This is a genomic window from Leclercia sp. LTM14 (genome assembly GCF_023736175.1).
Lineage (GTDB): Bacteria > Pseudomonadota > Gammaproteobacteria > Enterobacterales > Enterobacteriaceae > Enterobacter > Enterobacter barmai.
On sequence record NZ_JAIKTT010000014.1, the window covers coordinates 81818 to 104034 of the forward strand.

The following is a 22217-nucleotide window of genomic DNA, read 5'->3' on the forward strand; positions in this document are numbered from 1 at the left end:
CTTACACCACATCGGGTAGCGCTTCGATCAGCTTGTCCAGGGTGATGGGATACTCCCGTACCCGCACGCCCGTCGCGTTATACACCGCATTGGCGATGGCCGCCCCCACGCCGCACAGCCCCAGTTCGCCCACCCCTTTGGCTTTCATGGGCGAGGAGATCGGGTCGGTGTCGTCGAGGAAAATGACCTTCTGCTCCGGGACATCGGCATGCACCGGCACTTCATACCCCGCCATGTCGTGATTGACGAAGTACCCCAACCGGGTGTCCACCGCCAGCTCCTCCATCAGCGCCGCGCCGAGCCCCATGGTCATCGCGCCAATCACCTGGCTGCGGGCGGTTTTCGGGTTAAGAATGCGGCCTGCGGCGCACACCGCCAGCATGCGCCGGACCCGCACTTCCCCCGTCGCCACGTCCACGGCCACCTCGATAAAGTGCCCGGCAAAGGTCGACTGCTGGTACTGCTTGTCCAGATCGCCAAACTCGATACTGTCTTCGGCGGTCAGCGTGCCGTTGGCGGCGGCCTCGCGAATCTCCGCGCTGCGCGTATCCTGGGCAATCTTACCGTCGCTAAATTGCGCCTGAGCGGGATCGAAACCGAGTTTCGTGGCGATGGTTTCGCGCAGCTTTACGCAGGCGGCGTAAACCCCCGAGGTGGAGGTATTCGCCCCCCACTGTCCGCCTGAACCGGCCGACACCGGGAAGCTCGAATCCCCGAGGTGCACCGTCACGTTTTCCAGCGGCACGCCCAGCATTTCCGCCGCCGTCTGGGCAATGATGGTGTAACTCCCGGTGCCGATGTCCGTCATGTCGGTTTCTACCGTCACCTTTCCGTCGGCATCCAGATGCACCCGGGCGGCGGATTTTTCTAACAGGTTATTGCGAAAACCGGCCGCCATGCCAATGCCCACCAGCCAGCGTCCGTCGCGAACCTGGCCTGGCGTCGCGTTGCGCTGCTTCCAGCCGAACTCCTCGGCCCCGGTGCGCAGGCACTCAATCAGCTGACGACGGGAGAAGGGACGCTTCGGATCCGCCGGATCGACCTGCGTGTCATTGAGGATGCGAAACTCAACCGGATCGACGCCCGCTTTCTCCGCCATCTCGTCGATGGCGATCTCAAGCGCCATCAGGCCCGGCGCTTCGCCGGGGGCGCGCATGGCGTTGCCCTCGGGCAGATCCAGTTTTGCCAGCCGCAGGCCGGTATGACGATTTTCACCCGCGTAGAGCAGTTCGGTCTGCTGCACCGCCGTCTCCGGCGTGCCGCCGGGCAGATTGCCGGACCAGCTGTCATGGGCGATGGCGGTGATTTTCCCTGCCTTGTCAGTACCGATGCGAATGTGCTGAATGGTCGCCGGACGGTGAGTGGTGTTGTTAGGGATCGTCGGGCGCGCCAGCATCACCTTAACCGGACGCTTCACGGCCCGGGCCGCCAGCGCGGCCAGCAGGGCATCGCTTCGCAGGAACAGCTTGCCGCCAAAGCCCCCGCCGATATAGGGGGAGATGATGCGCACGTTCTCCTCGGGGATCTTCAGCGTCGCCGCCAGGTCGGTGCGACACCATGCCACCATCTGATTGGAGGTCCAGAGCGTCACCTTATCGCCGTCCCAGACGGCCATAGAGGCGTGCGGCTCCATCGCCATATGGCTCTGATCGGGGGTGGTATAGGTAACGTCTAACTTCACCTCGGCGGCGTTAAAGGCGGCGTCAAAATCCCCGACGTTTTTGTCCGGGCTCTTCTCTGGCGGCTGGCTGACGGCGGGTTTTTCCTCCGCCAGCGAGTACGCGCCCTGATCACGCCGGTACTGAACCTGCACCAGCGACGCCGCCGCCCGGGCCTGCTCAAAGGTTTCGGCCACCACCAGCGCAACGGCCTGATGGTAGTGCTCGATCTTCGGCCCACCCAACAGTGTGGCCGCGTTGCGCTCCCCTTTGCCGAGTGCGCCCGCGCTGCTGGCGGTGATCACCGTCAGCACGCCCGGGGCCTTTTTCGCGGCCTGGGTGTCGATGGTGGCGATCTCGCCTTTCGCGATGGCCGAGCCGACCACGTAGCCATAGGCCGCGTTGGGCGCGGTATCGTGCCATTCGTAGGCATAGTGCGCCTTGCCGGTGGTTTTTAACGGGCCGTCGATACGGTCATGAGGCTGTCCAACCACCTTCAACCGATCGATCGGGTTTTCCCCTGCCGGTTTCTCAAATTTCATACCTGAGCCCTCGCTTCTGTCAGCACGGAGGCAAGCGTTCGCTTCGCCAGGGTAAGTTTGAATCTGTTTTCAGGCGTCGGATGCGCGTCGGCAAACAACGCGTCATACACCGCCTGCGCCCCCTGAGCGACCTGCGCATCGGCCTGCGCCACCCGCCAGGGTTTATGCGCCACGCCGCCCAGCGCGACGCGACCTGTGCCGTCCGGCTGGACAATCGCCGCCACCGACACCAGCGCGAAGGCGTAAGAAGCGCGATCGCGGACCTTACGGTAAATGTGCTGCCCACCCACCGGCGGCGGCAGGCTGACGGCGGTAATCAACTCGCCGGGCGCCAGGACGGTCTCGATATGAGGCGTTTTCCCCGGGGCGCGATAAAAGTCGGCGAGGGGGATGTTGCGCGCTTTTCCGTCCGCGTTGATGGTTTCCACCACCGCGTCCAGCAGCCGCATCGCCACGGGCATGTCGCCAGGATGGGTGGCGATACAGGCTTCGCTGCTTCCCACTACCGCATGCTGGCGGCTAAACCCTTCCAGCGCCGCGCAGCCGCTGCCGGGAAGGCGTTTATTGCAGGGCTGATTAGTGTCGTAAAAGTAGGGGCAGCGGGTTCGCTGGAGAAGATTGCCCGCCGTGGTGGCCTGGTTGCGCAGCTGTCCGGAGGCCCCGGCCAGCAGCGCCCGGGAGAGCACGGCATAGTCACGGCGCACGCGCTCATCGGCGGCCAGATCGGTATTTCGCACCAGGGCACCGATGCGCAGCCCGCCCTCGTCGGTAGCGTCAATCTTATCCAGCCCCAGGCCGTTCACGTCGATCAGGTGGGTGGGGGTCTCAATTTCCAGCTTCATCAGATCCAGCAGATTGGTGCCGCCAGCGATAAATTTCGCGCCAGGGGTGCGCCGGGCGCTGGCCGCCGCCTCGGCCGGGGTCTGTACCCGTTCATAGGTGAAGGCTTTCATGATTTCTTCCCTCCGGCGACGTCTTCAATGGCGGCGAGAATGTTGGCGTACGCGCCGCAGCGGCAGATGTTGCCGCTCATGCGCTCGCGGATCTCCTGGGCGCTCATTTCGGGAGGGGAGACCAGATCGAGGGTCACATGGCTGGGGATGCCCGCTTCAATCTCTTTCAGCACCGCCACCGAGGAGCAGATTTGCCCCGGCGTGCAGTAGCCGCACTGATAACCATCGTGTTCGACAAACGCCGCCTGCATGGGATGCAGATTGTCAGGTGTGCCCAGCCCCTCGATGGTGGTGATGTCGGCGTTCTGGTGCATCACGGCCAGGGTGAGACAGGAATTGATCCTGCGCCCGTCAACGATAACGGTGCAGGCGCCGCACTGCCCGTGGTCGCAGCCTTTTTTGGTGCCGGTCAGGTGCAGGTTCTCGCGCAGGGCATCCAGCAGGGTGGTGCGGGTATCCACCTCCAGCTGCTGCTGCTCGCCGTTGACGCGAAACGTCACCGGCATCATCTCCGGCGCGGGCGTGACGGCGGGTTGACCCTCGGCCAGCGCGCCACAAGGGTAAACCGCCGCGGTTGCCGCCGCTGCGGCGCTGACTTTTATCAGATCCCGACGGGACAGGCTGAAGTCGTGTGATCGTCCATCATCAGGGTATTCGCCTTGGTTGCTCATGCCAGGCCTCCGGTATTTAAGGGGATAAAAGTGAAAGAGGGTGCGACTGTGTCGTCTGTTTTTTAAACGTTAAGCATAGTCGGCGATGTGAGCAGGATTATTCTTAAATCGTGGATGCCATGCGCCAGAAGGAATTATCAGGCGCATGGCCGGTGGGCGATTACCAGTACCTCGGCCAGGTCTGACGCACCCGGGTCAGCAGCTCGAGGTAGTAATAATCACCCCAGCTACAGCACTCATCCACGCCAATACCGGCGGGCATGTGATAAACCGAATGCTTCAGCAATCCTTCACACGTATCCTCGTCATCCGCCAGATAGTTCTCGGTCAGCGACTGGACGATCCGCAGCGCCATCTCCTCATAATGGGCCCGATGTTCGTCCAGCACCGGCAAGGCGTTAACCAGCTCAAGCAGGCCGCAGGCGGCGATAGCTGCCGCCGAACTGTCGCGCACGGCATCGGTGCCCAGCAGGGCCAGATCCCAGTGGCAGACATCATCTTCCGGCAGGCGGTTGATAAAGTAGTGGGCCAGGCTGCGGGTCAGGTCTACCAGAGGCTTATCGCCGGTGTAGAGATAGCTGAGCATAAACCCATAGATGGCCCATGCCTGGCCGCGCGACCAGCATGACGTATCGCTATGGCCCTGATGGGTATCACCAAAACGCGGCTCGCCGGTCGTCACGTCCATGTAAAAGGTGTGGAAGGTCGAGGCATCCGGGCGGACGATGTATTTTGCCGCCTGCTGCGCATGAGCCGCTGCGGCTTCGGCGTAGCGCGCTTCGCCGGTCTGCTCGCTGGCCCAGTACAGAAGCGGCAGGTTCATATTGCAGTCGATGATCATCCGTCCCTGCTGCGCCGGATCGTTCAGGTCGCCCCAGGCCTGGATAATTTTCGCCACCGGGTTGTAGCGCTCCATCAGGATATCGGCCGCCTGAAGTGCGATCCGGCGGGCGGTCTCATTCCCCGTTAAGCGCCAGGCGTTGACGCAGGAGAGGGAGTAGAGAAACCCCAGATCGTGGGTGGCCGTTTCAATGCGCTGTTCCAGTCGAGCGGCAAAAGAGGGCAGATAGCGCTCCGCCGCCTGACGGTATTTATCATCCCCGGTCAACTCCCAGGCCAGCCACAGCTGACCGGTCCAGAAACTGGTGGTCCATTGCGTATTGTCTGAAGGGGTCCATTTTCCCCCTTCGCAGGCTTCGTTAGGGAATTTATCTCCCATCAGGGCAATCGTTTTGTCCAGCTTAGGCGTGATGCGGGTTATCGCCTCATCCAGCTTGCGGCGCAGCTGCAGGCGATCGACCTGATGCAGTTCCACAGGGCGCAGTGACTCGGTCACGACATTTGCAGTGACAGCAGAACGAATCATATTTTGTCCTCAGATTAGTGTTTTACCGGCTCGACCGGGGTAGGTTTCAGTTCAGGGGAAAAGGTATCGGTCAGGCCACGTTGAGACTTGCAGGGCGAAAGGGTAAAGGCGGAGATCAGGGTAAACAGCAGGGCGCAGCTGCCCATCATCAGGTAGGTGTGCTCAAAGCCGATTGTCTCATACAGGTAGCCCGCAGGCGGCGCCACCACCACGGAGCCGACGTAGACCATCGCCTGATAGCCCAGCAGATACATGGTGGCATTCACTTTTTTATGGAAATGCTCGGCGATGTATTTGAAAACCGAAATCAGCAGCAGGGCAATTTCCACGCCATACAGCGGCTTGATAATCGAGATCATCAGCGGATCGGAGGTCAGCCCCGAGGCAATCAGGCGGATCCCCACTACCAGGCCGCACAGCAACAGCCCTTTTTTGGCGCCGTAATGGTTCACCAGCGCGGGGATAAACATCATCATCAGGAATTCGATCCCGGCCTGCAGGGTACCCAGATAGCCGTACCACGCGTTGCCCTGCTGTTTCGTCTCGAAGAAGGAGACGAAGTAGCGCGGGAACTGCTGCTCGGCGACAAACATCATCCACGCCACCCCGGCCACATAGAGGCTGAACATCCAGAACTTCTGATTTTTCAGCAACGCAATCACATCGGCAAAGACAATGCGGTTGTCGGCAATGACGTTGTTATTACGCAGCTGTTCGTCGCCTATTTTCAGGCTCATCAGCACCAGCAGCATCACCACGGAGGTCCCGCTGCTGACAAGAAAGTTCGCCAGCGGGGTGATGTTAAACAGCACGCCGGAGACCGACGCTGCCAGCGCCCAGCCTAATGATCCCCACATGCGGATCCGGCCAAACTCCAGGCTATACAGACGACTAAAGCGATCGGCGTAGGACTCCGCTGCCGCGACGCCGGCATACCAGCCGAGGCTCAGCCAGAACGCGCCGACGATAATGCCGATGGTGGTATGGGTTAACAGCAGCGGCTGGTAGACCGTGACAAAAAAAGGTGCCATCAGGGCCGAGATGGCGCAGACAAAATAGAGCAACCATTTGCTCATGCCTATTTTATCCATGATGTAGCCGTAAACCGGTTTAAGGATCACCGCAAAGGCACCGTTAATCGCAAATACGCTGCCAATGGTGATGCTGTCTAATCCCACTTTCTGGCTCAGCCATAAGGCATATAAACCAAAGCTCGATGACCAGGTAAAAAAATAAAGAAAAATAAAACCACTCATTTTTATTTGTGCGGTACGAACGGATGAGGATAGCGTCATCATTATCTCTCCTGATTACTCATTTATTTTATTGCGTGTGGCGGGCACACGGTGAGCGAATCCTGGTGGATTTTCCGCTTTTCTCCGAGTGAGCCACTTCACAAAAACTATCCGTTATTTAAAGAAAGTTGGATTTAAGCCCGTACACGGCAATATTTTATAAATCATGGCCTAAAAACTTAATTCTGTTGCTGTGAGGAAAAATGCAGGAACGACAATTAATGGAGCGCATCGCGCTAAATGACGACGTCATGGCGCTCTATCGTCCGCGCGGCTCCAGCGCCATGTATTACCACTGGCACCAGTGCGTTGAGTTTCTGTATGTCTCAGAAGGCTACGGCATTGTGGTGGTCGATAACCGCCATTACACCGCGCGGCCCGGACGGCTGTTTATCTTTCCGCCTTTCCGGCTGCACAAGGTGCACGTCGAAGCGAGCGACAGTAACCGCTACTACCGCACCACCATGCATATTGAGCAATCGTCGGTGATTGCTGCCCTGCGGGATTTCCCCCGCCATCAGGCGCAGTTTGCCGCCCTGGCCGACAGCAACGTGCCTGCGCAGGTGTACGATCTCAGCGAACACGCCCAGATGATGGCGTGCATTCTGGATCGGTATTGCGGGCAGGGCAGCGGCAATCAAACGGAAGCCAGCGAGGTGGCGTTTCTGGTGATGCAGATAATGGCCTTTCTGCCCGCACAGCCGCAGACGCCCGTTCAGCAACAACATAGCGTGGCGGCGCAGATCATGCAGTGGGTGGAAGATCATTATCAGGAGAAGTTTTCCCTGGACGATCTGGCCAGCGCTATCGGCCTGTCGCGCAGCTACACGTCGCGGATCTTCCGTCAACAAACCGGCGGCAGCATTCACGAATACCTGCTCACCCGGCGCATCAAGAAAAGCTGTGATTTATTGCGTATGTCGCCGTTAAGTATCAACGGGATTGCCGAAAAGGTGGGGTTTACCGAGATGACGTATTTCATTACCTGCTTCAAAAAGCGGATTGGGCAGACGCCATTACAGTACCGCAAGCAGCATCTGGCTCCGGATGCACGTCAGGAGCACGATGAGGCATGACCGCCATGGTAAATCCCCTCAGGATCCGTAAAGTTTATCGACCATCATCAAAAATTTTTTTACTTTCAAAACTGCTTTTTAATTTGATTTATGGAGCGTAATATCCACACCAGTTATGTTGATTAGGATAATTCTCAAGGATGAGCCGCTCAAATACCCTTTTTATCGACGGACACAAAGCCCTGGTGACCTACGATCCGGTGATTGATATGTTTCGTGGTGTGTTTCTGAATACCAGAAGTGAAGCGCGCTTTATGGCGCGAGATGTGCAGGAGCTGAAGATCGCCGCCCGGGATGCGCTGGATAGCTATCTCAACATCTGCTCTATTACCGGCGTAACGCCTTTCCAGCAGCGATCCCTGCGGCCTTTGATGGCGCTACAGCGGCTTAAAGCTATTCTGCATTGATCGGTTGCTGTTAATGCCTGCCTGTTTTACCCCCAGGCAGGCACAGCCATTACCCTTCCGTCGGCCAGTTCTCCAGCACGCGCTGGCGTACCGCTTCCGGATACCCCTGCTCAAACGAGGCATGCAGATGGCGGGTGGATTGCAGCGTATCAAACACCACTTTTGCCCCTTTTCCTGTCACGTACTCCGCTTCTTCGTAGCACTGCGGCAGGCGGATCACCCGCTGATTGTCAAACACCACGCGGCGGCCAACCGGGTGTACGCGGGTTGAGAGGACCCACACCACTTCACGCAGGTTTGTCGGGTCAAAATCATCGTCCACCACGTACACTTTCGGGATAAACACCATCGCGTCGGTGTTAAACAGCACCTCGCCGATACGTTGCGCCAGAGCTTCGCTGGTGACGCCCGGCAGCTGCTCGCGCCAGTTCTGCGGCACCACCACCAGCAGCCAGTGGACGGTGGAATCTTCCGGGATCCAGGCTGTGGTAATCGGCAGTTCTGCTTCACGCAGATACGTCAGGGCATCGGCGGCCAGTCCCATCGCCCACAGGGTGTGCGACTCGTCGGTCGGGCGGCCGGTAATCGACATCGGCCAGATGGGATCGTCCCGGTGGGTGATGGTCTCAACGTGGAAGGTCGGCTGGGCCGAGGAGCCTTCCCCAAGGTAGCCGCCGTACTCGCCGTAGGGCCCTTCCTGACAGTCGCGATTGATGGAGACGTGGCCCTCAATCACGATCTCTGCCGTGGCAGGCACGTCCAGATCGATACTAACCGCTTTCACCACCGGCACCGGCTCGCCTGCCAGGGTACCGATGTAGTCCGCTTCATCCGCGTGGGCCGGGATCGGAATACCGGACACGCACGAGATCGCCGGGGCCGGGCCCTGCACCAGCGCGTAAGGCATCGGCTGGCCGAGCTTGACCCATTCGGTCCAGATCTGGCCGATATGCTGGCTCGGGACAATCAGCCCCACCATCCGCTTGCCGTCCACCTTCATCACGCGGGCGATGGACCAGTTCACCCATTTGCCGTCCGGCGTTTTGACGATCAGCGTCCCCCAGGTGTTGGCGTAGCGACCGCCGTCCTTGTCGTGGGCAAAGGGGATCGGGAAGCGATCGAGATTCGCCTCTTCACCGCGCAGGATGTTCTGATGACAGAGGGCATCAGCGGAGGCCACGCGCACCGGAGGAATGCCGGGCTTATGACGCGCCGCCGACAGCGCTTCGACGATCTGCGGCCCGGTGGACTCCGGCGCCAGACCGAGCGACATCGCCACCCGGGCATAGGGCATCTCCTTGCGGGAGGAGAGGCTGGCCGGGGCACCGAACAGGCGGAAACCGGGCGCCACGCCAGCCACCTTATGGAACAGCGGGGCAGGGGACTGGATCTCATAGCTGCGGCGGGTAATGGCGCTTGGTTCAAAATCACCGTCCACTTCCCGGGTCACGTGCATGATGTCGCCCATGGCGTCGAGGGCATCGATATAACTGCGTAAATCACCGTAATAGTTCATCAGGCTCTCCTTAAGCCGTGGGAGCGGAGTGAGATTCACCCCAGCGTTTCGTTAAAGCGTTATCCAGGCCGAACTGATCCAGAATGCGCGACACAAAGTGGTTAATGATGTCGTCAGTGCTGGTGGGGTTGTTATAGAAGGCGGGCATCGGAGGCAACATCATAGCCCCGGCGCGGGTCAGGGCGAGCATGTTTTCCAGGTGGATGGCGTTGAGGGGCGATTCGCGCGGTACCAGCACCAGTTTGCGCTGCTCTTTTAGCGTCACGTCGGCGGCGCGGGCAATCAGGCCATCGCCGTAGCCGCAGCGGATGGCGGCGAGGGTTTTCATGCTGCACGGCACCACGATCATGCCGTCGACGCGAAAGGAGCCGCTGGAGATCGCCGCCGCCTGATCGTGCTCGCTGTAAGTCTTCGAGGCGAGCGCAATAACCTCCTGTACACTGTAGGGCGTTTCCAGTTGAATGGTGGCGCGCGCCCACTTAGAGATGACCAGATGCGTTTCGACATCCAGATCTTTCAGCGCGGCCAGTAAACGAACGCCAATTGCAGCGCCAGTAGCGCCAGTCATGCCTACAACAAGCTTCATGCGGGTTCTCTGAATGTATTCTTTCATGTATAGTTTGAGTTCAAACTGTTTGTGCTCGAACTATATGTTTGTCGTTTTCAGGAGTCAAGAGAGTCGATGGCAGAAAATCGCGACTTAATCCTTGCCGCGCCCCTGTGGCCGCATGGCGATTGTTCACTAATGCACCTGATGCGCCGCGCAGGGCAGCACTCGACCACCTGCTGGTCGCAGTGCGTCGATACCGGGTTATCTGCCGTGCAGTACGCCATACTGGTAGTGCTGGCGGAAGAAACCACCTGCGACCAGCAAACGCTGGGGAGTCGTGCCGGGTTTGATAAAGCGACCGGCACCTACGTGATCGACCGGATGACCAAAAGCGGGCTATTAACGGTAGAGACCGATCCCGCCAACCGCCGCCGCAAGCTGGTTGCCATGACGGCAGAGGGGGAGGCGATGCTGGCCCGGATGATTGAGCAGGCCAAAAGCGCCGAGAAGATGATTACCGTTGGTCTGAATACCCAGGATATCGCTGACCTGAAGCGTCTGCTGAGCAAGCTGGGGGGATTGCAGGAGCCTGATGACGATGTCGCCAACGACAGTGCCTGACAGCCACATCGAGCCGAAGCCCGATCTGACGATCGGTTTTTTGCTGATGAAGCACTTTACGCTGGCCTCGGTGGCGGGGCTGGTAGAGTCCCTGCGCTTTGCGGCGGACGAGTCCTTCTCCAGCCGGCAGATCTTCTGCCGCTGGGAGTGGATGACCTGCGATGACCAGCCGATTACCGCCAGCTGCGGCCTGCCGGTGTCACCCACGGCGGCGCTCGATTTCTCAAAAGAGTGGGACTACTTCGTGGTGGCGGGCGGGCTGCTGGAAGAGACCCGCCAGTCGCCGGAGTGGCTGTTGCAGGCCCTGCGGGGCCTGCATGCCCGCAATATCCCGATCATTACCCTGTGCAGCGGGGCCTTCGTCGCCGGTAACGCCGGGCTGCTGGACGGTCGCCACTGCGCCATCCACTTCACCACCCGGGACGAGTTCCGGCTGCGCTTTCCCAAAGCCATCCCGGTGATCGATAAAACCTACATCAAGGACGGCGGGATTATCTCCTGTCCGGGCGGGACGGCCATTGACCTGGCGGCCGATCTGATCCGCCAGCACTGCGGGCTGGTGCGCTCGCAAAAGGTGCTGAAATATCTGCTGGTGGATGAGGTGCCCACGCCGAAAACGAAGCACAAAGCGTCGCTCAGCGAGCCTGACGTTTACGAAAACCCGCTGGTTACGAAGGTGATTGAGTTTATGAAGCACCATCTCGACTCGCCGTTACCGCTGGCGGAGGTGGCAGACTTTGCCGGGGTGACGTTCCGCCAGCTCAACCTGATCTTTACCCAGTGTACCGGCCACTCGGCGGCGGTGTACTGGCGGCGGATGCGCCTTGAGCAGGCGCGCAAGCTGATGGCCGACTCCAGCAACAGCATTAACGCCATCGCCACCGCCACCGGCTTTGCCGACGCCTCGCACCTGATCGCCTGGTTTCGCAAGCAGTACGGTGAAACGCCCAGCTCGTTCAGAAAGCGGCGGCGGGAAGTGGAAAAGTTGGTGAAGGAGTAACTGACATCGCCTGGCGGCGCTGCGCTTGCGCGGGCCTACAGGTTTAGTAGGCCGGGTAAGCGTAGCGCCACCCGGCACAACAGACGGCACCACTACAACATATGACGCTTCGCCATATGCCCCGGCACGCGGGCTTTCTGCGAGGCCTCATCGTCCAGCGAGGCCGCATCGGCCAGGCTGCGGGCGTTGGTTTCCGGTGCCAGCCACCAGGAGACGGCTAAGCCCACAAAGGTGATCGCCGCGGCGATGTACATGGTAGTACCAATCCCCAGACTCTGCAGCGAGGCGGGCACCAGCCAGGTGCCGACCGCCGCGCCAATGCGCGACAGCGACGTCCCCACACCCACCGCACCGGCACGGATTTCCGTCGGGAAAATCTCGTTCGGGTAGACCAGTTGCAGCACCTGAGCCCCGCCGATAAACAGCGCATAAGCACCAAACATCAGCAGAATGATCATCGACGGACCGTCACGCAGCAGGCCCAGCAGCAGTAACGCCAGCCCCGACCAGAGGAAACTTTGCAGCAGCAGCTTGCGGCGTCCCAGGGTATTTACCAGCCGGGTGGCGATAATGCAGCCGACCACGAACAGCAACGTGATGGCAACGGAACCGTAGGAGGCCCACTTACCGCTGAGGTGCAGGGCATCCAGCACTTTCGGCGCAAAGGCATACACCGCGAAGACCGGGATCACCGAGCAGGTCCAGAAGATGGTCACGAACGCCATGCGTTTGCCATAGCCCGAGTGCAGCAGGTTGAAGAAGGAGAGGTTTTTGCTTTCCGCCTGCTCCGGCAGATTGTCCAGGCCAAAGTCAGGGCCATACACCTTGCGAATGATCGCTTCGGCTTCAGCGTGACGGCCTTTACTGATTAACCAGCGAGGGGATTCCGGCGTGCCCATACGCACCAGGAACAGCAACGCACCAATGACCGCAGTGCTCGCCAGGGTCAGACGCCAGGCGTCCGGGCCGCCAAAGTGCAGCAGCGCTTCGCCGATCATGTAGGCTGCGGCGGCACCGGCAAACCACAGGATGGTGAGCGTCGCCAGGCACGGCCCGCGGTTTTTCTTCGGCAGAAACTCCACCAGGAAGGCGGTCGCCACCGGGTACTCAATGCCCACCGCCACACCGTTTAGAAAGCGCAGGGCAAACAGCATCTCGCCGCTCTGCACCCAATACTGCGCCACGGAGCAGACCACAAACAGCGTCGGGCCAACGAAATAGAGCATCCGTCTGCCCAGTCGGTCAGTGAGGGCGCCACCGATAAAGCCGCCAAAGAAGATGCCGATCAGCGCCGAGGCAGCAATCAGGCCCTCCCAGAAGGCGGTCAGCCCCAGGGCCGGGGAGACCTTCATCATGGCGATGCCGATAATGCTCAGCACATAGCCATCAACAAAGGAGCCACCGCCGGAGCGCACGGTCAGCAGGCGATGAAAGCGGTTGAGTGGTACATCTTCAACAGAAACGGTATTTGACATGGTAACTCCTGTCTTTCCCCGATATCGTTGAATTAATGGGTCACAGCAAGAATAAACATCATTAGCGATGAATGTTTCTTCAGGCCGAGCGAAACCGCTTTCCATTAATCATCGATTACGGAATAAATATAGGTCTAAGAAGGTTCAAGCGTTAAATAAGAGCGTGCGTTATTTCGCGTAATTCATGGCAAATACTCCTCCGCTGCAGGTGGTCGGATAAGATGTCAGTTATATTTATTATGTTTTTACTGTGTTTGTTATTTTTAAGACGCTTCGTCAGATAATCGTTTTACGGCAACCGTGCGTGTCGACCACCAGCAGATAAGCGAGCCCAGGCTCACCATCGCCGTGCCCTGCCAGAAGGCCAGGGTCAGGTGAGAATCCAGCATAAAGGCGGCCAGCACCGCTGAGATGATGGGGATAAAGTACGATGCCGCCGCCAGCACCGTGACGTTGCCGTGCAGGATCCCGACGTTCCAGGCGGCGTAGCCAAAGCCCATTGCCATTGCCGCCAGCAGCAGGCTGATCCACGCGTGCCACGACAGCACAAATTCCGGTTGTGGCGAGGTAAGATATTTCACCCATAACGTCAGCGCCGTTAATATAAAGAACAAGGTGATACCGTTATTTCCCTGGGCGATACGCTGGGTGACCACGCAATATATTGCCCAGATCACCGCTCCGCTGAATGCCAGGCCATAACTTAACGGATTATCCATGACGTTATTACTCATCTCCGTCAGCGAAAATCCGCCGTCGCCGCCCAGCACCCGGCCAATTCCGACGATGGCTAACATCACGCCGGGAACAATCAACGGGCTGGTTTTCTGACGGTTAACCATCACCGCCAGTAAAATAGTCATACTCGGCCAGAGATAATTCACCATCCCCACTTCAATCGCCTGCCGCCCGTTATGGGTAAAGCCCAGCGACAGCGACAGGCACAGCTCATAGCAAACGAACAGCACGCTGCCGATGATGAGATAGCTCAGCGGGAACTTTTGGATCTTCGGAAAGCCGATGGTAAACAGCAGCAGCACCGCGCTACAGGAATAGATCAACGCCGCCCCGCCCACCGGGCCAAAGCCTTCGCTCACGCTTTTGATCAGGCCGACAATCGCGCTCCAGAGCAGGATGGCGATCAGGCCGATGAGTGTCGCTTTCTTATGGGGCATAACCGCTACCTCTGTTTACATTTAGGTCACAACCAGGGGTTCTGGCGTGCCGCTTTGTTAAATTCTGGTTAACTACAGGATTAAAACTATGCCTCCCGATGGACGCTGTAAATACGTCTCAGAGGGCGATAATTCGGGAATGTGATCGCTATCTGAAATCATATAGAAAATTACTACGGTAGAATTAACAATTTAATTAATTGATTATTGAGTGTTTATTTTTAATTGATCGTAGAAATCTCCTGTTATTTCGTATTTATGTTGTATTTTTGTTGTATACAAAAATATTCATCCATTGACCTTTTTCCTCCCTGTGTGCAAATTTTTAACAAACGCAGTCCATCACGGTTGCGTAGCAGACTTAAACGGTCGTGAATTCCCCCTGGAGGTTATCGTGTTGACATTTGAAGGTATCTACACCCCGGCAATTACCCCTTACGCAGCCGATGGCAGCATTGATTTCCCGCGCTTTTCAGAGGTGCTGGAGTCGCTGATCGACGCCCGCGTTCACGGCATCATCATCGGTGGCTCTACCGGTGAGTACTACGCGCAGAGCCCACAGGAGCGTAAGGCGCTGGTAGAGCATGCGCGTCAGGTGATTGGCACCCGCCTGCCGCTGATTGTCGGCACCGGCGCGACGCGTACCGAAGACGCGGTGGACTACGCGAAACATGCCCGTGAGACCAAAGCCGACGCCATCCTGGTGACCTCGCCGCCGTATGCCCTGCCGACCGAGCTGGAAAACGCCCATCACGCGCTGACCGTTGATAAGGCCGCGCAGCTGCCGATCATGCTCTACAACTACCCGGGCCGCATGGGCATCACCATGGGCGAGACCTATTTCCGCGAAGTGAGCCGCTCGCCGAACGTGGTGGCGATCAAAGAGAGCTCCGGCGACTTCAATAACCTGCACCTGCTGGCCTGCAAATTCCCGAATATCGCGCTCTCCTGCGGCTGGGACGATCAGGCGCTGGAGTTCTTCGCCTGGGGCGCGAAAAGCTGGGTCTGCGCCGGTTCCAACTTCATCCCGCGCGAGCACGTGGCGCTGTACGAAGCCTGCGTGGTGGAAAAAGATTTCGCCAAAGGTCGCAAGATCATGGCGGCGATGATGACGCTGATGAACTTCCTCGACGGCGGAAAGTTCGTGCAGTCCATCCGTTACGGCTGCGAGCTCAACGGCCTGACCTCCGGCACGGTGCGTGCGCCGCTGCAGGATCTGAATGAAGAAGAGAAAGCGCAGCTGAAAGCGGTGATTGCCGATGTGAAACGCAACGTCGCTGCGGCGCTGTAAGGGGGCGATATGAGTCAGTTGCAAACGCTGGATGCGGTAACGGCCATCGCCCGGGGGCTTTCTCTGGCAGACAAAGCCTTTATCAACGGCCGCTTCGTGGCCGCGCGTTCAGGCAAGACCCTGGCGACCACTAACCCGGCTACCGGGGAGATCCTCACTCACATTGCCGCCTGCGACGTCACCGACGTCAATGCCGCGGTGGAAGGGGCGCGCAGCGCCTTCGAGGCCGGAAGCTGGAGCAAGCAGGCGCCGGGCGAACGCAAAGCGGTGCTGCTGAAGCTGGCGGCGCTGATGGAGCAGGAGATCGCCTCTCTGGCAGTGCTGGAGAGCCTCGACAGCGGCAAACCGGTCAGCGAATGTGAAGCGGTCGACGTGCCGGAAACCATCCACGTGCTGAAGTGGCACGCCGAAGCCATCGACAAACTGTATGACCACACCGCCCCGGTCGGTAACGGCGCGATGGCGCTGGTGGTGCGCGAGCCGATTGGTGTGGTGGGCTGCGTCCTGCCGTGGAACTTCCCGCTGCTGATGCTGGCCTGGAAAATTGGCCCGGCGCTGGCGGCTGGCTGTTCTGTGGTCGTGAAACCAGCGGAGCAAACCTCGCTGACCGCGCTGCGGGTTGCCGAGCTGGCGTATGAAGCGGGCGTCCCGGCGGGGGTGCTGAATATCGTCACCGGCACCGGCAAGGAGGTCGGGGAGCCGATTGGCCTGCACCCGGATATCGACATGGTGAGCTTTACCGGCTCCACCGCTACCGGACGGCGTTTCCTGCACTACGCGGCAGAATCCAACCTCAAGAAGGTGGTGCTGGAGTGCGGCGGTAAAAATCCGGCGGTGGTCTTTGACGATGCCCAGGATCTGGCCGCCGTCGCCGGACACGTGCTTAACGGGGCATTCTGGAACATGGGTGAGAACTGTTCCGCCACCTCGCGCCTGCTGGTGCAGGAGAATGTTAAAGATGCGCTGCTGAAGGAGATGGCGGCGCAGATCGGCGACTGGCGCATGGGCAACCCGCTCGATCCGAACAACCGGTTGGGGGCCATGGTCTCGACGGAGCATTTCAGCAAGGTGAGCGGCTATCTCGACACCGCCCGTCAGGAAGGGCTGCGGATGGTGCAGGGCGGCGATACCGAGCAGGGCGTTTACGTCCAGCCGACCATTATCGATGGCGTAACGCCTGAGAGCGCGCTGTTCCGGGAGGAGATCTTCGGCCCGGTGCTGTGCGTCACCACCTTCAGAACCGAAGCGGAAGCTATTGCCCTGGCGAACGATACGCAGTACGGCCTGGCCGCGTCGGTGTATACCGGCAGGCTGAACCGGGCCATTCGCGTCTCGCGCGCCATCCGCGCCGGCACGGTGACGGTGAACTGCTTCGGGGAAGGTGACGCCACCACGCCGTTTGGCGGCTACAAGCAGTCGGGCTTTGGCGGGCGCGATAAATCTGTCTTCGCCCTCGACCAGTACACCGAACTGAAGACTCTCTGGATTGATCTCTCTGAAGACGACGCCTGAAGCCGTTTTTAACGGTCTGGAAGAGAGAATTCATTTCTATTTCTGTCTTCTGGTGGCGGTTGGCCTGTCGAGAAAGCAGGGACGCATCTGCTCAAACCGGCAAAAAATGCCTTTATTATGAAGTGGCTAAAAAATGCCGGGCAGCTGCCGCCGTTTCGCCACGTTGCCGGCAGTGAAATTGTCTGGCTGCGTGGGGAGATCCTGCGCCATCCCCCAGACCGGGATCCGGAGCCCCTCCTGAGGCTGATCTATCAGACGGCCAGAGAAATGCGCAGAGCATGATTGCTGTGGCTGATAATTTTGCTGTTGCACATCTTTATCTGTAGGTTAAGCAACATCATAGTTAAGCATCACAGGTCGATTTTCAGGAGGCGGCAATGAGAACGGGAAAGGTAGCGCTGTATGAGGATCTCAAGCGACATATTCTGACCATGGAGCTGGATCCGGACGAGCTGCTGGATGAAGCCGCGCTGACCGCGCAGTACGGTCTCTCCCGTACGCCGGTGCGTGAAGTATTCCAGCGCCTGGCGGGGGAAGGGTACCTCGAAATTGTGGAAAAACGCGGCGTACGGGTGATCCCGATGAGCCACTCGACGCTGCGCAATTTCTTCCTGGTAGCGCCGATGATCTATGCCGCCACCGGGCGTCTTGCCGTACAGCATTACAAACCGGCGCAGCTAAAAGCGCTGAAAGAGACCCAGAAGCGATTTCGTAAGGCGGTGCAAACCCGCGATGCCGAAGCCCTGGCGCTGGAGAACAACCGTTTTCACGAGATCATGGGCGAGATGGCGGCCAACCCCTATCTGCAGCCGAGCCTGGGACGTTTGCTGATCGACCACTGTCGCATCGGGCACACCTTCTTCCGGCCGCAAAACGAGGACATGGAGCGCCGTTTACAGCTGGCTGCGGATCATCACGATGCCTTTATCGCTGCCATCGAGGCGCGTGATGAACAGGCGGTGGTCGATCTGGTGTTTGAGCACTGGGAACTGTCGCGGGAAAACATGGAGATCTTCATCGCGCCCCAGGGGCTGAAAGCCGATAACTTCGCCCCTTTCCCGGAGGGGGATAACCGCTGAACGCATCCCGCTAAGGCCTGCTGGCACCCGCTGACAGGCCTCCTTTCCCCATTCGTATTTCTTCTCTGACGCCCCGCTGCGCCGGGCTTCCCACGCCTTTTTTATCATTCCTGTAACTATTTTTATACTTGATGTATACATGAGATATACATCACATACACATTTTCTCGGGATGGCTAACATTGATTCAACGCTACTTACCGGAGTAACCCACGTGCAAAAGATCACTTCTCTACCTGCTGACGACGCCCTGCCGGGTTGGTATCACACCAGTCAGCCGCGTACCCCGCGTCCTGCCCACACGGGGCAAAAGCATGCCCGCTGGGCCATCGTCGGTGCCGGGTTAACCGGGCTGGCCGCCGCCCGCCAGCTGGCACTCAACTTCCCGGATGATGAAGTGCTGCTGGTTGAAGCGCAGGACGTGGGCTACGGCTCCTCCGGGCGCAACGCCGGTTTCGCCATTGATGTCCCGCACGATATCGGGGCGAAGGACTATATCGGTGATGTCACCACCGCGAATCTGATCCTCAAGCTCAACACTCTCGGGCAGAACTATCTGCGTGAGATTGTAAAGGAGCACGGCATTGAATGTCAGATGAGCGACTCCGGCAAATATCAGGCCGCGGTGGGGGAGAAGGGGATCGCTATTCTGGAGGCCTACCGCAGCGGGCTGGAGAAAATTGGCCGTCACGCGGAGATGATCCCCGGGAAGGATCTGCCGGACCATATCGGCACCTCATACTACCAGCAGGCGCTCTACATTCCGGGCACTATTCTGCTCCAGCCCTCGGCGCTGGTGAAAGGACTGGCGGACAGCCTGCCCTCTAACGTGACCCTGTATGAAAATACGCCGATCACGTCCATCGACTATGGCGACAAAGTGACGCTGGTGCATGACCACGGCAGCATCACCGCCGACACGCTGATCCTGGCGAACAACGCCTTTGCTGCTCACTTTGGCTTCCTGCGCGGTCGCCTGCTGCCGACCTTCCTTTATGGCAGCCTGACCCGTCCGTTGACCGCTGAAGAGCAGGCGCAGCTCGGCGGCAAGCCGGTGTGGGGCGTTATCCCGGCGCATCCGTTTGGCAGCACCGTGCGTCGCACGGTTGATAACCGCATCCTGATGCGTAACAGCTTTAGCTTCCATCCCGATGGCCGTCCGCGTGACAAACAGCTGAAGCACAATATCGAGACCCACCGTAAATCGTTCGAGCGCCGCTTCCCGATGCTGAGCAAGGTTGATTTCGAATACTCCTGGAGCGGGGCCATCTGCCTGTCGGATAATCACGAAGGCTTCTTTGGTCAGCTGGCACCAAACGTCTATGGCGCGCTGTGCTGTAACGGTCTGGGGATCACCCGCGGCACCGCTACCGGCAAGCTGCTGGCGGATATGATCGCCGGGGAGCGCAACGAGCTGATCGACTTCCTGGTGGCATCGCCGGGCCCGAACAGAACCCCGCCGGAGCCGTTCCTGTCGATTGGGGTGAATTCGGTGCTGAAGTGGGGCCAGTTCCGCGCGGGGCTGGAGGTATAGCATCGGTGATGCCCGGCCAGCGGCTGGCCGGGCTCAGCGCTATTTCTTTTCCTGTTGATGATCGCTGATGGCCTGCGCCGCACAGATCAGCGCCAGATGGCTTAACCCCTGAGGCATATTGCCGACCCACTCGCCGGTGCGGGTATCGAACATTTCATTGAAGGTTTCGACATTGCCGCGATGACATAGCGTTTCAAGAATTTCATCCATGTTCTTTTCGGCCTGCTCCGGTTCGCCCATCGAGGCCCAGGCCTCCGCCAGCCAGAAGGCGCAGGCGATAAAGGTGCTCTCCTCCTGCTCAACCCCGCTGTAGCGGTAGATCATCGCGCTGTTATGACCCAGCTCGCGTTGGATGGCCTGATAGGTCAGCTTCATGCGTTTCGGGTTCACTTTCACACCGTAGCGCGACACCAGGGTGAGCGACGCATCCAGCAGCCCGCCGTCCCCGTCGTAAAAACAGTAGGACTGATGGGTCTCGGACCAGCAGTGCTCTTCAATCCAGTCGCGGATGCGGTCCCGCTCCCGGGCCCAGCGCGCTTTCCATGTAGGTTCGATATGGTTGGTCTCGGCCAGCACCACGGCGCAGTCCAGCGCCAGCCAGCAGGCCATTTTTGAGTGGGTGTAATGCCGCTCTTCCGGCAGCTCCCAGATCCCGGAGTCCTTCATGCGCCAGCGGTCGGCGCACTGATTGGCAAGATGCCCCAGGAAGCGCGAGGTGCCGATATCCAGAATATGCCCCGCCTCGACGAACAGTTTCGCCACGCCAAGCATATCGCCATACATGCTCAGCTGGCGCTGGTTGCGGGCGTTATTGCCGAGGCGTACCGGCTGCGAATCCCGGTAGCCCTGCAGTTCGGGGTAGGTCTCTTCCGGCACCAGTTCGCCGTCGAGGGTGTAGCAGGCCCGCATCTCCGGGCCGTGTTTAATGATGGTTTTCGACAGCCAGGAGAAGGCCGCTTTACACTCTTCAAGGGTGCCCAGATAGGTAAAGGCTTTGATGATCAGGCAGGCATCGCGCACCCAGGCAAAGCGGTAATCATAGTTTTTGCTGCCGCCGGGCCCCTCCGGCAGGGAGGTGGTGGCGGCTGCCGCCAGCGCGCCGGTGGGGGAGTACCAGAGGAACTTCAGCGCCAGCGCGGAGCGGATAACGTGATCTTTATAGAGGCCGTCGTATTTCAGCCCCTTCACCCAGTCCTGCCAGGCGGTGTGGCTGGTTTCAATGCGGTTATCAATCGCCTGAATGTCCGGTACCGCCAGCGGCTCATCCAGGGTCACCAGCAGCGCGACAATCTCCCGGCTCCCTTTCTTCAGGACGATCTCCGCCTCGATCTCTTCATCATCGGCACGGGTAATGACCACGTTTTCGCTGGTGTGGAGCATCGCCATCAGGTCGCCGATATGGTAAACGCTGCCCTTGTCGGTATCGGAGCGCCAGGGCGATCGCGTTTCGATCATCGTTCCGAACCGCAGTTGAAGTCTGAACGTCACGGTGCCGCGCACCCCTTCCAGACGGCGGGCCAGCTCGCTCCAGGGCAGACGACCTGCCAGTGTGCTGTTGATGGATTCGGTTAACAGCGCCGTACCGTCTTTCGTTTCAAAGCGGGTTTCCAGGATGTTGCTGTCCTCGCGATAGGCGCGGGAGACGGTGTATTCACTCGCCGGCGTCAGGCTGAAAAAACCGCCGATGCCAGGGTCCAGCAAGCGGTCAAAAAGGGGCGGCGAATCGAGGTTGGGCGCGCCCACCAGTCGATCGAACCATCCGGGGCGATGAGCGCCACCGAGCGCCCTTCACCGATAGCGGCGTAGTCTCCAAGGCCAACGAACCCGTTATCGCGCAAAGGCATGTCGTATTTCGCATTTTTCAAATGAGTGATCCCTTTTCTTTGATGAATATAAAGCCTGGCATAATGTGACGGTTATCGCGCTTTCAGGGGGGATATGATGGGAGAAAATCCTGGCACCATCGGCTCCCTCTCCATTCAGGGAGAGGGCTGGGGTGAGGGGGAATATGCCGCACAGATGCTTTTTTCTTACTCGCCGCACACACTCGTTTAACAAAGCCAATCTGCCGAAATTACATATATCAATGGCGCGTCAATAGAACGCGTAAGTTTCGCGATATGCCCGCTGGTCGGATATGTTGGGCAGGGGGGCAGTCATAACATCCAGGACTGTTCCTCCCCAACCTAAGAAAATTATGAAAAAGTTAATGATGATAGCGTTCGTCGCGGTTGCTCTGTCCGGCTGCGCCCAACAAACTTTCAGGATCAACAGCGGGGTGGCTGAAAAGCCCACTCAGGAAACAAAACAATCCTTCTTTGTTAATGGTATTGGTCAGTCTAAGACGATTGATGCGGCGCAGGTTTGCGGCGGCGCGGATAAAGTTATTCGTACCGAAGTGCAGGAATCCGGCACAGATGTATTATTACGTGTCGTAACGCTGGGTATTTATACCCCTCGCGAAGCGCGGGTTTATTGCGCTAAATAAATATAATG

19 protein-coding genes and 1 pseudogene are annotated in these 22217 nt (G+C 59.0%); 10 read left to right on the forward strand and 10 right to left on the reverse strand.

Features of this window, described 5'->3' with window-relative positions; genetic code table 11:
* Position 1: 1 nt before the first annotated feature.
* The 5 genes from paoC to K5I40_RS21840 all read right to left on the reverse strand — a co-directional run bounded on the left by paoC (position 2) and on the right by K5I40_RS21840 (position 6485).
* The gene (paoC, locus tag K5I40_RS21820) at positions 2-2200 is read right to left on the reverse strand and encodes an aldehyde oxidoreductase molybdenum-binding subunit PaoC (RefSeq protein ID WP_223075564.1); all 2199 of its coding nucleotides are present in this window, start codon (positions 2198-2200) and stop codon (positions 2-4) included.
* Positions 2197-3153, reverse strand: coding sequence for a xanthine dehydrogenase family protein subunit M (locus K5I40_RS21825; RefSeq protein WP_223075563.1), 957 nt, complete (start codon positions 3151-3153; stop codon positions 2197-2199). The genes paoC and K5I40_RS21825 overlap by 4 nt, the downstream gene beginning before the upstream one ends.
* Positions 3150-3824, reverse strand: coding sequence for an aldehyde dehydrogenase iron-sulfur subunit PaoA (paoA, locus tag K5I40_RS21830; RefSeq protein ID WP_139564396.1), 675 nt, complete (start codon positions 3822-3824; stop codon positions 3150-3152). Before paoA ends, K5I40_RS21825 begins: the two co-directional genes overlap by 4 nt.
* A 160-nt stretch (positions 3825-3984) precedes the next feature.
* Entirely contained in the window at positions 3985-5190 is a 1206-nt protein-coding gene (locus K5I40_RS21835) for a glycoside hydrolase family 88 protein (RefSeq protein ID WP_223075562.1), read from the reverse strand.
* Between the two features lie 14 nt (positions 5191-5204).
* On the reverse strand, positions 5205-6485 hold the full coding sequence (locus K5I40_RS21840) for an oligosaccharide MFS transporter (RefSeq protein ID WP_223075612.1): 1281 nt from the start codon (positions 6483-6485) through the stop codon (positions 5205-5207).
* A gap of 203 nt (positions 6486-6688) precedes the next feature.
* On the opposite strand from K5I40_RS21840, the gene K5I40_RS21845 reads away from it, so the two are divergent.
* Positions 6689-7561: an AraC family transcriptional regulator gene (locus K5I40_RS21845; RefSeq protein WP_251931040.1), complete on the forward strand. Its 873-nt coding sequence runs from the start codon at positions 6689-6691 to the stop codon at positions 7559-7561.
* 140 nt (positions 7562-7701) lie between these two features.
* Positions 7702-7968 carry a type II toxin-antitoxin system HicB family antitoxin gene (locus K5I40_RS21850; protein WP_223075561.1) on the forward strand — a complete coding sequence of 89 codons (267 nt, stop codon included), beginning with the start codon at positions 7702-7704 and terminating at the stop codon, positions 7966-7968.
* A gap of 49 nt (positions 7969-8017) precedes the next feature.
* On the opposite strand, the gene K5I40_RS21855 is transcribed toward K5I40_RS21850, so the two are convergent.
* Positions 8018-9484, reverse strand: a complete 1467-nt coding sequence (locus tag K5I40_RS21855; protein ID WP_223075560.1) for a UbiD family decarboxylase — start codon at positions 9482-9484, stop codon at positions 8018-8020.
* Between the two features lie 10 nt (positions 9485-9494).
* A complete protein-coding gene (locus tag K5I40_RS21860; RefSeq protein ID WP_039031322.1) occupies positions 9495-10070 on the reverse strand; it encodes a UbiX family flavin prenyltransferase in 576 nt (191 codons plus the stop codon).
* A 96-nt stretch (positions 10071-10166) separates the two neighbouring features.
* On the opposite strand from K5I40_RS21860, the gene K5I40_RS21865 reads away from it, so the two are divergent.
* Together K5I40_RS21865 and K5I40_RS21870 are read left to right on the forward strand one after the other, a co-directional pair.
* Entirely contained in the window at positions 10167-10655 is a 489-nt protein-coding gene (locus tag K5I40_RS21865) for a MarR family winged helix-turn-helix transcriptional regulator (protein ID WP_223075559.1), read from the forward strand.
* On the forward strand, positions 10627-11655 hold the full coding sequence (locus tag K5I40_RS21870) for a GlxA family transcriptional regulator (protein WP_223075558.1): 1029 nt from the start codon (positions 10627-10629) through the stop codon (positions 11653-11655). Before K5I40_RS21865 ends, K5I40_RS21870 begins: the two co-directional genes overlap by 29 nt.
* Before the next feature lie 92 nt (positions 11656-11747).
* On the opposite strand, the gene K5I40_RS21875 is transcribed toward K5I40_RS21870, so the two are convergent.
* Together K5I40_RS21875 and yddG are read right to left on the reverse strand one after the other, a co-directional pair.
* Entirely contained in the window at positions 11748-13130 is a 1383-nt protein-coding gene (locus K5I40_RS21875) for an MFS transporter (protein ID WP_223075557.1), read from the reverse strand.
* A 263-nt stretch (positions 13131-13393) separates the two neighbouring features.
* Positions 13394-14305, reverse strand: coding sequence for an aromatic amino acid DMT transporter YddG (gene yddG, locus K5I40_RS21880; protein ID WP_223075556.1), 912 nt, complete (start codon positions 14303-14305; stop codon positions 13394-13396).
* Between the two features lie 394 nt (positions 14306-14699).
* On the opposite strand from yddG, the gene K5I40_RS21885 reads away from it, so the two are divergent.
* The 5 genes from K5I40_RS21885 to K5I40_RS21905 all read left to right on the forward strand — a co-directional run bounded on the left by K5I40_RS21885 (position 14700) and on the right by K5I40_RS21905 (position 19721).
* The gene (locus K5I40_RS21885; RefSeq protein WP_223075555.1) at positions 14700-15596 is read left to right on the forward strand and encodes a dihydrodipicolinate synthase family protein; all 897 of its coding nucleotides are present in this window, start codon (positions 14700-14702) and stop codon (positions 15594-15596) included.
* 9 nt (positions 15597-15605) lie between these two features.
* The gene (locus K5I40_RS21890; protein ID WP_039031327.1) at positions 15606-17108 is read left to right on the forward strand and encodes an aldehyde dehydrogenase; all 1503 of its coding nucleotides are present in this window, start codon (positions 15606-15608) and stop codon (positions 17106-17108) included.
* A gap of 117 nt (positions 17109-17225) precedes the next feature.
* A complete protein-coding gene (locus K5I40_RS21895; RefSeq protein WP_226842336.1) occupies positions 17226-17390 on the forward strand; it encodes a hypothetical protein in 165 nt (54 codons plus the stop codon).
* A 95-nt stretch (positions 17391-17485) separates the two neighbouring features.
* On the forward strand, positions 17486-18187 hold the full coding sequence (locus tag K5I40_RS21900; RefSeq protein ID WP_032707853.1) for a GntR family transcriptional regulator: 702 nt from the start codon (positions 17486-17488) through the stop codon (positions 18185-18187).
* Between the two features lie 214 nt (positions 18188-18401).
* The gene (locus K5I40_RS21905) at positions 18402-19721 is read left to right on the forward strand and encodes an FAD-binding oxidoreductase (protein WP_223075554.1); all 1320 of its coding nucleotides are present in this window, start codon (positions 18402-18404) and stop codon (positions 19719-19721) included.
* Positions 19722-19760: 39 nt separating this feature from the next.
* Here K5I40_RS21905 and K5I40_RS21910 read toward each other — a convergent pair.
* Positions 19761-21586 (reverse strand): annotated as a pseudogene (locus tag K5I40_RS21910) (glycoside hydrolase family 15 protein).
* A 332-nt stretch (positions 21587-21918) separates the two neighbouring features.
* On the opposite strand from K5I40_RS21910, the gene K5I40_RS21915 reads away from it, so the two are divergent.
* On the forward strand, positions 21919-22209 hold the full coding sequence (locus K5I40_RS21915) for a Bor family protein (RefSeq protein WP_138370663.1): 291 nt from the start codon (positions 21919-21921) through the stop codon (positions 22207-22209).
* Positions 22210-22217: the final 8 nt, after the last annotated feature.